Source organism: Variovorax sp. J22R115 (assembly GCF_030317005.1).
Taxonomy (GTDB): domain Bacteria; phylum Pseudomonadota; class Gammaproteobacteria; order Burkholderiales; family Burkholderiaceae_C; genus Variovorax.
On the sequence record NZ_JASZYM010000007.1, the window covers coordinates 74,459 to 86,047 of the forward strand.

Below are 11,589 nucleotides of genomic sequence, written 5' to 3' on the forward strand. Positions count from 1 at the left end.
CCCGGATCCGGCTCCGCCGGTCCGAAGGCAACGCCCCCGGAAGGGGGTTGGCGGCCACACGAAGTGGGCAAGCCTGGGGGAGAGAGAATCGCCAGATGCCCGCCTATTCGTTTGACGCCATCGACCAGCAAGGCCAGCCCCGCAAGGGCGTGCTCGAAGCCGATACCGCCCGCGGTGCGCGCGGCATGCTGCGCGCACAGGCGCTGATCCCCCTCGCCGTCACACCCGTCGGCAGCGTTGAAAGCGGCGCACCGGCCGCCGGTGGGTGGCGCCGGATGTTCGGCGGCGGCCGCATCTTCAGTTCCACGACCCTGGCCGTCTGGACCCGCCAGATCGCTGGCCTGGTGTCTTCGGGCCTCCCGCTCGAACGCGCACTCACCGCACTGACCGACGAAGCCGAGAGCGAAGCGCAACGCAACCTGGTCGCCTCCTTGCGCGCCGAAGTCAACGCCGGCTCGCCCTTCGGTCGCGCGCTCGCGCAACATCCCCGCGAGTTCTCCCCGATCTACACCGCCGTGATCGGTGCCGGCGAACAGAGCGGCAACCTCGGCCTCGTGCTGGAGCGCCTGGCCGATGACCTCGAACAGCGGCAGGCGTTGCAACAAAAGCTCGTCGGCGCGGCCCTGTATCCGGCGATCGTGACGCTGGTCGCGATCGTCATCGTGATCTTTCTCGTGAGCTACGTCGTGCCGCAGGTCGCCAACGTGTTCGCAGGCACCAAGCGCGCGCTGCCCATCCTCACGGTGGCGATGCTGGCCCTCAGCGATTTCGTGCGCAACTACGGGTGGTTGATGCTGGGCGTCATCGTCATCGGCACCATCGGCGCTCGAATGGCGCTCGCCCGCGAGGCCTTTCGCGAGAAGTTCGATGCGGCGTGGCTCAATCTCCCGCTCGTCGGCAAGCTCTCCCGCGGCTACAACGCGGCGCGCTTCGCGAGCACGCTGGCGATGCTGGCGACGGCCGGCGTGCCCATCCTGCGTGCGCTGCAGGCCGCCTCCGAAACACTCGGCAATCGGGCCATGCGCGCCGATGCGCTCGATGCGCTCGTGCTGGTGCGCGAAGGCGCGCCGCTGGCTTCGGCGCTGGCGCAGAAGAAGCGCTTCCCGGGCATCGTCTCGATGTTCGCGCGCCTCGGCGAGCAGACCGGCACCTTGCCGCTGATGCTGCAGCGTGCGGCGAACCAGCTCGGCGCGGAAGTGCAGCGCCGCGCCATGCACCTCGCCACGATCCTGGAGCCCTTGCTGATCGTGGCGATGGGCGGCGTGGTGATGCTGATCGTCCTCGCGGTGCTGATGCCCATCATCCAATTGAACCAATTCGTGAAGTAGCTCTATGGCGGTCTCCCTTGACGATAAGTTGGTGGTGGCGATCTCCTCGCGTGCACTCTTCAATCTGGAAGAAGAAAACCGGATCTTCGAATCAGGCGACGACGCGGGCTACATGAAACTGCAGCTCGACCGCCTCGACGTGCCGGCCCAGCCGGGCATCGCCTACTCGCTGGTGCGCAAGCTGCTGCGCTTCAACGACGACGGCAAGCAGCGCGTCGAGGTCGTGATCCTGTCGCGCAACGACCCGGTGTCGGGGATGAGGATCTTCCGCTCGGGCGCGGCCAACGGCATCTCGCTGCAACGCGGCGTGTTCACACAGGGGCGGCCGCCGTTCGGCTACCTGCGGCCGTTGCGTGCGCACCTCTTCCTCTCGGTCAATGCGGAAGACGTGCGCGAGGCCCTCGTTGCCGGATTCCCTGCAGCGCGGGTGCTCGTCGAATCGGTGCATGCCAGCGATGCCTATCCGAATGAAGTGCGCATCGCCTTCGACGGCGATGCGGTGCTCTTCAGCGACGAGGCCGAGCGCGTGTTCCAGGCCGAAGGTCTCGACGCCTTCCAACTGCACGAGTCGAGCAAGGCCCAGATGCCGCTGCCTGAAGGGCCGTTCAAGCCGCTGCTCGCGGCGCTGCATCGGCTGCAGCAGGCCAGCAGCCCGGCCATGCGCATTCGCACGGCGCTGGTGACCGCACGCAGCGCGCCCGCGCACGAGCGCGCCATCCGCACGCTGATGAACTGGAAGATCAAGGTTGACGAAGCAATGTTCCTCGGTGGCCTGCCCAAGGGCGAGTTCCTGCGCGAATTCGAGCCCGACTTCTTCTTCGACGACCAGACCGGCCACGTCGATGCGGCTGCGCGCCATGTGCCCTCTGGGCACGTCGCCAGCGGCATCAGCAATCCGCGCTGAGCCGCTCGGGCAGAAAGCTACCTGCTTCTCCAGCCCTGCGTCCGCGCCAGCACCGAGCGGCCCGCCAGTGCGAACAAGCCACGGCCGAGTGCGGCCGTCAGCATGATCAGCGACGCCATGGCCGCTGCCGGCGCGACATCGCCCGCATCGTCCATGTTCAGCACCGCGATGGCAGCCAGCGTGGTCTGCGGTGCGTAGAGGAAGACCACCGCCGATACCGTTGTCATCGCATTGACGAAGAAGTAGCCCGCGACGTCGAGCACGGTCGGCATCGCCACCGGCAGGTGCACGCGCCACAGCGTGCGCCAGAAAGGCACGCCCATCGATTCCGACACCAGTTCGTACTCGCGGTCGAGCTGGCGCAGCGCCGTGAGCGAAGTCAGGTGCGCGACCGAGAAGAAGTGCGCAACCGTGCAGATCACGAGGATCGCCATGCCGCCGTAGAGCCCGCGCAGCGGATTCGATGGCGCGTTGAAGAAGAAGATGTAGCCCACGCCCAGCACAAGGCCGGGCACGGCGAGCGGCAGATTCGCGAGCAGGTTGAGCACCTCGCGCAACAGCACGAAGTGGCGCGGCTTCTCGACCAGGTAGGCCGAGACAAAGGTGGCGATAGCACCCGCCACCGCGGCGCCCACCGCGAGGCGCAGCGAGTTGAAGTAGCTGCCCCAGCCGCCGCCATCCATATTGCTGAAGTCGTAGTTCTTGAGCGAAGGCGCGAGCTTGTAAGGCCAGTAGGTCGCCAGCGAGGCGAACACCGCCATGCCGATCATCACGACGATGCAGAACGCGATCAGCAGGCATGCGGCCAGCAACGCTCGGTCGCGCACCGGCATGGGCTCCGGCACGTAGAGCGTGGCGCGCGCGGACAAGGCCGCAGCCTGCAGGCGACGCACGCGGCGCTCGACCAGGAAGGACAGCACGGCAGGAATCAGCAGCACGAAACCGACCACCGCGCCCATCTGGAAGTTCTGTTGCCCCACGACCTGCTTGTAGATGTCGGTCGCGAGCACTCCAGTCTGGCCACCCACCACCTTGGGCACCCCGAAGTCGGTGATGACCAGCACGAAGACCACCATGCCGGCAACGATCAAGCCGTAGCGCGATGCCGGCAGCGTCACGGTGCGGAAGATGCGCCAGCGCGACGCGCCGAGCGTCTGTGCTGCCTCGTAGAGGCGGCCGTCGGACGTGGCCATCGCCGTGGTGAGAATCAGCAGCGCGTGCGGCAAGGTCCAGAACACCGAGCCGAGCACGATGCCCAAGGGGCCGTAGATCGACACGTCGCCGAGCCAGCCCTTGAACACGCCCTGGTTGCCGAACAGGTAGACCAGGCTGATCGCCGGCAGCAGCGAGGGCGCGAGCAGCGGCATCAACGCGATGGCGCGCAACAGTCCCTTGCCGCGCATGCACGAGAGCGTGAGCCCGTAGGCATACACATAGGAGATGCCCGTGCACAACGCCGCGCTGACCACTGCGAGCCAGACACTGTTGAAAGCCGACCGCACGAGCGCGGGGTTGTCGACGTAGTGCGCGAAGTTCGCGAGCCCCACGAACGCGCCCGCGCGATCGAAAAAGCTCTGCCCGACCAGCGCACCCACCGGCAGCGCCACGATCACGATCAGCACGGCCACGGCCAGCAATACGGCAGCGCCCGTCAGCCAGCGGTCGCGATCGAAAGCGCTGCGTTGGCGCGGCAGTTCGGTCGTCCGGGCAGCGATCGTCGACACGGTCGTGGAGTCGACGTCGGCGAGGGCGCTCAACGCGCCAACACCGACAGCGCGTGCTGCGGCAGCTGGATGTGCACCATGCTGCTGGGCACCAGCGGATCGACGCCACGATGGTCCACCGGCAGATCGGCCTCGATCTCGATGCCCAACGGCTCGCAGGCGAGGCGCGCGGCCGTCCGGTTGCCGAAGAACTCGGTGTCCAGAAGGCGCGCCGCGAAGCTGTTGATGCCCACGTCGTCGCCGAAGCGACGGACCACCACGTGCTCCGGCCGGATGCCGATGGTGGCCTGCGCGCCCACGCCGACGTCACCCGGCTCGCAGACCAGTTCGCTGTCGCGCACACGCATCCTGCCGTCGGGCAGCACGGTCGCGGCCAGCATGTTCATGCGGCCGACGAAGCTCGCGACGAAGCGGGTGCGCGGACGGTGGTAGAGCTCATCGGGCGTGCCAGCCTGTTCGATGCGGCCGTTGTGCATCAGCACCACGCGGTCCGCCATCGACAGCGCCTCTTCCTGGTCGTGCGTGACCATGATCGTCACGACGCCGAGGCGCTTCTGCAGCGCGCGGATTTCGGTGCGCAGGCTGGTGCGAACCTGGGCATCGAGCGCGGACAGGGGCTCGTCCAGCAAAAGGAGGCGCGGATTGGGCGCCAGCGCACGCGCCAGTGCCACGCGTTGCTGCTGGCCGCCAGAGAGCTGCACCGGATACTTGTCGGCGTGCGCGGCCAGCCCGACGAGATCGAGCATCTCGCGCGAGCGCTTGGCGATCTCCCGCGCCAGCGCCCCTGTCGGCTGCAGGCCGTAGGCGATGTTCTGCGCCGCCGTGAGATTGGGAAAGAGCGCGTACGACTGGAACACCACGCCGAAGCCACGCGCAGCCGGCGGCAGACCCGCGATGTCCTGGCCGCCCAGCAGCAACTGGCCGTGGTCCGCGTGTTCGATGCCGCAGACGATGCGCAGCAGCGTGGTCTTGCCGCAGCCCGAAGGCCCGAGCAGACACACGAACTCACCGGGTTCGATATCCAGGTCGATCCCGTCGAGCACGCGGGAGTTGCCGAAGGATTTGCCGATGCCGCGCAGGGAAAGGAAACTCGTCATGCGCGACCCGTCACTGCGGAGCCTTTTTTTCGGACTTCGACTCGTAGCGTTTGGACCACTCGGTCAGGATGCGTTCGCGATTCGCGGCAGCCCAGTCGAAATCGTTCTTCGCGAGCAGCTTCTCGACGTCGCCCGGCACGAACTCCAGCTTTTCCTGGATGCCCGGCAGCACGAGCACGGCGAAATTCTTCGCATAAAGCTCGTTCGCCTGCTTCGTCACGGCCCAGTCGGCCAGCGCCTTCGCGGCCTCGGCCTTCTTCGTCGTCTTCATGATGCCGGTGGCTTCCATGTCCCAGCCGAGGCCTTCCTTGGGCAGCACGATGTCGATGGGCGCGCCGTCGCGCTTGGTCTTGTTGGCGCGGTACTCGAAGGACATGCCGAGCGCGAATTCGCCAGCGCCTGCCTGGCGGCAGGGCTTGCTGCCGGACTGGCTGTAGATGCCGATGTTCTGGTGCAGGGCGTCCATGTACTGCCACGCCTTCTGCTCGCCCATCATCTGGATCCAGCCCGAAACCATCAGGTAGCCGGTGCCCGAAGCGGCCGGGTTCGGCATGGTGATCTGGCCCTTGTAGACCGGGTTCGTCAGATCGGCCCAGCTCGTGGGCTTGGGCAGGTTCTTCTTCTGCGCCTCGGCGGTGTTGAAGCACACGGCGGAGGACCACACGTCCATGCCGACCCACTTGGGCGGATTCGCGCTGTCGCGCATCGTCGGCTTGATGGCTTCCAGACCCTTCGGCGCGTAGGGCTGCAGCATGCCTTCCTTGTCGAGCAGCATCAGCGAGGTGGCGGCCAGCCCCCAGACCACGTCGGCCTGCGGGTTGGACTTTTCGGCGAGCAGCTTGGCCGTGACGATGCCGGTGGAGTCGCGAACGAACTTCAGTTCGATCGAGGGGTTGTCCTTCTCGAAGGCCGCCTTGTAGGCCTGCACCTGATCGGCTTCGAGCGCGGTGTACACCAGCAGCTCGGTACGGCCCTGGGCGGCCGCGCCGACACCGATGGTCAGCAAGACGGCGGGCAAGGCCCATTGAAAAGTGCGACGCAACATGGGGATCCTCTTGGGGTTGTGGCTGGGCAGCAGACTGCCGATCGGTGCGCGGCTCCGCGCGAAACCCGTCGATCATCCGGAGGGCATGTGACAGGCGTTTGTCAATTCCCCATGCACCGGGCAGCCTGTCACGGGGCCGTCATGCCGCCGACACGTTTCAGCGCCGCTTAAGCTTGCGGCGCTTGCGGGGCGCTACGATGAAAGATACGCGCCGTTCTGGCGTGAACCCAGGTCCACGCCATGACTGAGCCTACACAAGCCCCTAAGAACATCCTTGCCACCCTGCGCCGCATCGGCGCACTTGCGGCGCCCTACTTCCGGTCGGAGGAAAAGTGGGTGGCGCGCGGCCTGCTTGCAGCCATCGTCGCGCTCAACCTGGGCGTGGTCTACATGCTGGTGCTGAACAACCAGTGGTACGCGCGCTTCTACGACGCATTACAGAACAAAGATCAGGCCGTGTTTTGGAGGGAGATCGTCTTTTTCTGCTGGATCGCCGCCGCCTACATCGTGATCGCGATCCTCAAGTTCTATCTGACGCAGCTGCTGCAGTTGCGGTGGCGTGCGTGGATGACGCGCAGCTACCTGTCGCGCTGGATGGCGAATCACACCTTCTATCACCTCGAGCTTGCGCGCTACGGGCAGAACGATGGACAGACGCCGGACAACCCGGACCAGCGCATCCAGGAGGACATGCAGATCTTCACCGACTACACGATGACGCTGTCGATGGGGCTGCTGAACGCCGTGGTCACGCTGGTGAGCTTCATCGGCATCCTGTGGGGTCTGAGCGGCGTCGTGAGCCTGCCGCTGTTCGGCAGTACCTATGAGGTTCCGGGCTCGATGGTCTGGATCGCGCTGGCCTACTGCGCGGCCGGCACGGTCATCACCCACTACATCGGCAGGCCGCTGATCGGGCTGAACTTTCAGCAGCAACGCTACGAAGCCGACTTCCGCCACCATCTGGTGCGCGTGCGGGAGTACAGCGAGGCCATCGCGCTGGACCGCGGCGAGCAGGTCGAGCATGGGCAGCTCAAGCTGCGCTTCGGCTCGGTGCTGAAGAACTACCTGCAGTTGATCAAGAAACAGAAGAACCTGGTGGCCTTCACGGCTTCGTTCGGGCAAGCCTCGGTGGTCTTTGCGTTCATCGTGCAGGCGCCGCGCTTCTTCAGCGGCGCAATCCAGCTCGGGCAGCTGATGCAGGTCAACTCGGCATTCGGCCGTGTGCAGGATTCGCTGAGCTGGTTCGTCGACAACTACGACCGCGTCGCCGTCTGGCGCGCGACCGCGGACCGGCTGACCTCGTTCGAGGCGGCCATGCGGGCCCATGACGGCACCGTCAGTGCGCTGGAACGCACACCATCGAAGGCCGGCGAGGGCCTGAACGCCGCCGATGTCAGTGTCGCCTTGCCCACCGGTGCGTCGCTGATCCAGGGCGCCGCCCTGTCGGTGAAGCCGGGTGACTCCGTGCTGCTGCAAGGCCCCTCGGGCAGCGGCAAGTCGACGCTGTTCCGTTCCTTCGCCGGCATCTGGCCGTTCGCGAACGGCCGGGTCTCGGTGCCAGACAACGCGATGTTCATCCCGCAACGGCCGTACGTGCCCAACGGCCGCCTGCGCGACGCGCTGGCCTACCCCGAGCCGGCAAGCAAATACACGGACGCGCAACTCGTGCAGGCCCTCGACGATGCCTTGCTGCCCGACCTCGCAGGCCGGCTCGACGACAGCGACGCGTGGAGCCAGAAGCTCTCGGGCGGCGAGCAGCAGCGCCTGGCCATCGCTCGCGTCCTGCTGCGCAAACCGGCCTGGCTGTTCGCCGACGAGGCCACCAGTGCGCTCGATGCCGAAGCGGAAGAGACCCTGTACAAGCGGCTTGCGGCCGGCGTTCGCGCCGCGGGTGGCGCGATGGTGTCGATCGCGCACCGGGCATCGGTCGGCGCCTTCCACGACAGGCGCTGGACGCTGGTGCCGGAAACCGACGGCGCGTCGGCGCGCTACAGGGTCGAGGCCACGTAGCGCTCCCAGCCCCGCGAGCGCAGTTCGCACGCGGGGCAGTTGCCGCAGCCGTAGCCCCAGGCGTGGCGCTGCTCCCGGTCGCCGAGGTAGCAGGTGTGCGTGTCCTCGACGATCAGGTCGATCAGCGGGACGCCGCCCAGCCGGTGCGCCATCGCCCAGGTCTCTGCCTTGTCTATCCACATCAGCGGCGTCTCGATCACGAAGCGCCGATCCATGCCGAGCGACAACGCAAGCTGCATCGCCTTCATCGTGTCGTCGCGGCAGTCGGGATAGCCGGAGAAATCCGTCTCGCACACGCCGGTGACGATCACCTCCAGCCCGCGCCGGTAGGCCAGCGCGCCAGCAAGGGTGAGGAACAGCAGGTTGCGCCCGGGAACGAAGGTGTTCGGCAGTCCGTTCGCCTGCATCTCGAAGGCAATGTCCTGCGTGAGCGACGAAGCGCTGACCTGGCCCAGCACATCGACCGACAGCATGTGGTCCTCGCCCAGCCGCGGCGCCCAGTGCGGGAAGCGCTCCCGCAGATGCGCCAGCACGGTGATTCGCGCTTCGAGTTCGACGCGATGGCGCTGGCCGTAGTCGAAGCCGACGGTTTCCACGCGCTCAAATTTGTCGAGTGCGTCGGCGAGACAGGTGGCGGAGTCCTGGCCGCCCGAGAAAAGGACGAGTGCGGTGTTGTGCATGGCGACCGACTCTCTAGAGGAAGCGCTCCAGCAGCTTGCGCGAGGGGCGGTCCAGCGACTTCACGTCGGGAATGCGGAACTGCACGCCATGCGCGCTGGCGATCAGCAGCGCGCCGCCTTCCAGGCGACGGATGTCCTCCTCGGCCTTGAGCACGAAGCTGCTCTCGCCGCGGTCGGTGCTCACCTGCCAGGTGCTGGGAACGCCGAAGCTCGACACCTTGTGCAGTTTCAGCAGCGTCGGCGCGAAATCGCGCGCGACCAGATCCTCGTCGAGCAACTGGCGCAACGATGCGGGCAGCACGTCCATCCGGTCGATCCACACGAGTTCGCGGCCATCGCTGCCGACGAGTGAAATGCCGTCGTCCGGCGCGGTGAGCGGAAACGCGCGCACCGGCACCACGCCGACATGGCGCATGCCTTCGGCATCGGTCAGCACGAGGCGGCCGAACGCATCGCGTTCCAGTTGAAGTCGGTCCATCATGCTTCCCCCGCCGGATGGGCTGCGTGGCTGCCGAGCGCCATCGCCACCGCCGCGCGTTCGTCCGCAGCGCCGGCGCTCTCGTCGTCGGCTTGCCGCAATTGCGCCTGGTAGAGCCGCCAGTAGGCGCCCTGCCGGGCCATGAGTTCGTCGTGCGGACCGACTTCGACGATCTCGCCGCGGTCCATCACCACCAGCCGATCGGCCTTGCGCAGCGTCGAGAGGCGGTGCGCGATGGCGATCGTCGTGCGGCCTTGCACCAGATTGTCGAGCGCCTTCTGGATTTCCTTCTCGGTCTCGGTGTCGACCGCCGACGTGGCCTCGTCGAGGATCAGGATGCGCGGGTCGATCAGCAGCGCTCGCGCGATGCTGATGCGCTGGCGCTCGCCGCCCGAAAGCCCCTGGCCGCGCTCGCCGACCAGCGAGTCGTAGCCATGCGCGAGCCGCAGAATGAAGTCGTGCGCATGCGCGGCGCGGGCCGCGGCGACGATCTCCTCGCGCGTGGCATCGGGCTTTCCGTAGGCGATGTTCTGCGCGATGGTGCCGAAGAACAGGAAGGGCTCCTGCAGCACCAGCCCCACGTGGCGCCGGTAGTCGGCCACCGCGAAGCGGCGAATGTCGGTGCCGTCGACCCTGATGGCGCCGTCGGTCACGTCGTAGAAGCGGCAGATCAGGTTGACCAGCGTGCTCTTGCCCGATCCGCTGTGGCCCACGAGGCCGATCATCTCGCCGGGCTCGATGACGAGATCGAGGTCGCGGATCACCGCGCGGCTGCCGTAGCGGAAGCCCACGTCGGCCATCTCGATGCGTCCCTGCACGCGCTCGACCTTCACCGGATTGGCCGGCTCGGGCACGTTGCTCACGTGGTCGAGGATGTCGAAGATGCGCTTGGCGCCGGCCGCCGCCTTTTGCGTGACCGAGACGATGCGGCTCATCGAATCGAGCCGCGTGTAGAAGCGCCCGATGTAGGCGATGAAGGCGGTGAGCACACCGACGGTGATGCGCCCGCGCGCCACCTGCCAGATGCCGAAGCCCCAGACCACGAGCAGGCCGATTTCCGTCAGCAGCGACACGCTGGGCGTGAACAGCGACCAGGTCTTGTTGAGCTTGTCGTTAACCTGCAGGTTGTAAAGGTTGGCGGCGTGGAAGCGGTCGGCTTCGCGCTTTTCCTGCGCGAAGGCCTTCACCACGCGGATGCCGGGAATGGTGTCGGCCAGCACGTTGGTCACCTCGCTCCACACGCGGTCGATCTTTTCGAAGCCGGTGCGCAGCCGGTCGCGCACGACGTGGATCATCCAGGCGATGAAGGGCAAAGGGACCAAAGTGACGACCGCCAGCAGCGGGTTGATCGAGAACAGGATCACCGCCGTCATCGTGATCATCAGCACGTCGGTCAGGAAGTCGAGCGCGTGCAGTGACAGGAAAACGTTGATGCGGTCAGTCTCCGAGCCGATGCGCGCCATCAGGTCGCCCGTGCGCTTGCCGCCGAAGTAATCCAGAGGCAACGTCAGCAAGTGTTCGTAAGTGGTGGTCCGCAGGTCGGCGCCGATACGTTCGGAGACCAGCGCCAGCATGTAAGTGCGCGCCCAACCCAGTGCCCAGCCGACCAGCGCCGCACCCAGCAGTGCGCTGAGGAACATCACCACCTTGGCGACCGCGATCTTCTGGCCGTTCTGGAACGGGATCAGGATGTCGTCCATCAGCGGGATGGTCAGGTATGGCGGCACCAGCGTGGCGGCGGTAGAGGCCAGCGTCAGCACGAAGCCGGTGATGAGCTGCTTTCGGTAGGGCTTGGCGAAGCGGCCCAGTCGCAGCAGCACCCAGGTGGAGGGCGGAGTCTGGAGTTCGGGCTCGGCGAGCGCGGCGTCGTCGACATCACCGCCATCGCCTGTCACCTGCGCGACTCCCGCCGCCTGCTGCTCGAAGAGCTTCTGCAGGCGCAGCGCCGCCGGCTGGTTCGCGAGCGTGTAGCGCCAGCGGGCCAGCCGACCCCTGGCATCCAGCAGGTCGAGCGTGCCGATACCGGCGTGATCGGCCATCTGCAGCTCGAGGCCCGGCGCCGGGAGCGGCCATTCCGCCCAAGTGCCGTCCGGCGCGCGGGCCAGCAAACGGCGCTCCGTCAACGCCAGCAGGCCGGAGGCAAATCGAAGATCCCCGTCGAGGTCAACCGGCAGGCTCGCCAGAACGTTTTCCGCATCAGTGAGCCGGCTTTTCAGAATGTCTGAAGCCTCCTCCGCTTCGCCCCCCGGGGTGCCTACTGGATCGTGATGTTGCATTGTGTTTCTGTATCTCTGGCCCGCCAACGGACCCTTCATGGCGCTCG

At 66.7% G+C, this 11,589-nt stretch carries 10 protein-coding genes; 4 read left to right on the plus strand and 6 right to left on the minus strand.

From position 1 onward, the window contains the following. Nucleotides 1-95: 95 nt before the first annotated feature. The gene (gene gspF / locus QTI04_RS13835) at nucleotides 96-1,328 is read left to right on the plus strand and encodes a type II secretion system inner membrane protein GspF (protein WP_286616169.1); all 1,233 of its coding nucleotides are present in this window, start codon (nucleotides 96-98) and stop codon (nucleotides 1,326-1,328) included. A 4-nt stretch (nucleotides 1,329-1,332) separates the two neighbouring features. Then, entirely contained in the window at nucleotides 1,333-2,232 is a 900-nt protein-coding gene (locus QTI04_RS13840) for a 5'-nucleotidase (RefSeq protein WP_286616170.1), read from the plus strand. 17 nt (nucleotides 2,233-2,249) lie between these two features. Here the strand turns inward: QTI04_RS13840 and QTI04_RS13845 are convergent, their stop codons facing one another. From QTI04_RS13845 to QTI04_RS13855, 3 genes are read right to left on the minus strand one after another with little or no spacing between them, the layout of a single operon-like run. Continuing rightward, on the minus strand, nucleotides 2,250-3,926 hold the full coding sequence (locus QTI04_RS13845) for a putative 2-aminoethylphosphonate ABC transporter permease subunit (RefSeq protein WP_286616311.1): 1,677 nt from the start codon (nucleotides 3,924-3,926) through the stop codon (nucleotides 2,250-2,252). Nucleotides 3,927-3,985: 59 nt separating this feature from the next. Beyond that, nucleotides 3,986-5,053: an ABC transporter ATP-binding protein gene (locus QTI04_RS13850; RefSeq protein WP_286616171.1), complete on the minus strand. Its 1,068-nt coding sequence runs from the start codon at nucleotides 5,051-5,053 to the stop codon at nucleotides 3,986-3,988. Nucleotides 5,054-5,063: 10 nt separating this feature from the next. Next, nucleotides 5,064-6,098, minus strand: a complete 1,035-nt coding sequence (locus QTI04_RS13855) for a putative 2-aminoethylphosphonate ABC transporter substrate-binding protein (protein WP_286616172.1) — start codon at nucleotides 6,096-6,098, stop codon at nucleotides 5,064-5,066. A 240-nt stretch (nucleotides 6,099-6,338) separates the two neighbouring features. Between QTI04_RS13855 and QTI04_RS13860 the strand changes: the two genes are divergently transcribed. Continuing rightward, entirely contained in the window at nucleotides 6,339-8,108 is a 1,770-nt protein-coding gene (locus tag QTI04_RS13860; RefSeq protein ID WP_286616173.1) for an ABC transporter ATP-binding protein/permease, read from the plus strand. Here the strand turns inward: QTI04_RS13860 and queC are convergent. Genes queC through QTI04_RS13875 form a run of 3 tightly spaced genes read right to left on the minus strand, consistent with a single transcriptional unit; the run spans nucleotide 8,087 to nucleotide 11,305 of the window. Continuing rightward, on the minus strand, nucleotides 8,087-8,788 hold the full coding sequence (gene queC / locus QTI04_RS13865) for a 7-cyano-7-deazaguanine synthase QueC (protein WP_286616174.1): 702 nt from the start codon (nucleotides 8,786-8,788) through the stop codon (nucleotides 8,087-8,089). The genes QTI04_RS13860 and queC overlap by 22 nt on opposite strands. Nucleotides 8,789-8,801: 13 nt before the next feature. Then, complete coding sequence (locus tag QTI04_RS13870) at nucleotides 8,802-9,266, minus strand: DUF1854 domain-containing protein (protein ID WP_286616312.1); 465 nt, start codon at nucleotides 9,264-9,266, stop codon at nucleotides 8,802-8,804. Next, the gene (locus QTI04_RS13875) at nucleotides 9,266-11,305 is read right to left on the minus strand and encodes an ABC transporter ATP-binding protein (protein ID WP_286616175.1); all 2,040 of its coding nucleotides are present in this window, start codon (nucleotides 11,303-11,305) and stop codon (nucleotides 9,266-9,268) included. Before QTI04_RS13875 ends, QTI04_RS13870 begins: the two co-directional genes overlap by 1 nt. On the opposite strand from QTI04_RS13875, the gene QTI04_RS13880 reads away from it, so the two are divergent. Then, complete coding sequence (locus tag QTI04_RS13880; RefSeq protein WP_286616176.1) at nucleotides 11,294-11,491, plus strand: hypothetical protein; 198 nt, start codon at nucleotides 11,294-11,296, stop codon at nucleotides 11,489-11,491. The two genes, QTI04_RS13875 and QTI04_RS13880, sit on opposite strands and share 12 nt — an antisense overlap. The last annotated feature ends 98 nt before the right edge of the window (nucleotides 11,492-11,589 follow it).

What these genes read in the sequence shown, in the direction of transcription:
- QTI04_RS13840 (WP_286616170.1), top strand. Translation starts at nt 1,333, where the DNA reads ATGGCGGTCTCCCTTGACGATAAGTTGGTGGTGGCGATCTCCTCGCGT.
- QTI04_RS13860 (WP_286616173.1), top strand. Translation starts at nt 6,339, where the DNA reads ATGACTGAGCCTACACAAGCCCCTAAGAACATCCTTGCCACCCTGCGC.
- QTI04_RS13850 (WP_286616171.1), bottom strand. Translation starts at nt 5,053, where the DNA reads ATGACGAGTTTCCTTTCCCTGCGCGGCATCGGCAAATCCTTCGGCAAC.
- QTI04_RS13875 (WP_286616175.1), bottom strand. Translation starts at nt 11,305, where the DNA reads ATGGCCGATCACGCCGGTATCGGCACGCTCGACCTGCTGGATGCCAGG.
- queC (WP_286616174.1), bottom strand. Translation starts at nt 8,788, where the DNA reads ATGCACAACACCGCACTCGTCCTTTTCTCGGGCGGCCAGGACTCCGCC.
- QTI04_RS13855 (WP_286616172.1), bottom strand. Translation starts at nt 6,098, where the DNA reads ATGTTGCGTCGCACTTTTCAATGGGCCTTGCCCGCCGTCTTGCTGACC.
- gspF (WP_286616169.1), top strand. Translation starts at nt 96, where the DNA reads ATGCCCGCCTATTCGTTTGACGCCATCGACCAGCAAGGCCAGCCCCGC.
- QTI04_RS13870 (WP_286616312.1), bottom strand. Translation starts at nt 9,266, where the DNA reads ATGGACCGACTTCAACTGGAACGCGATGCGTTCGGCCGCCTCGTGCTG.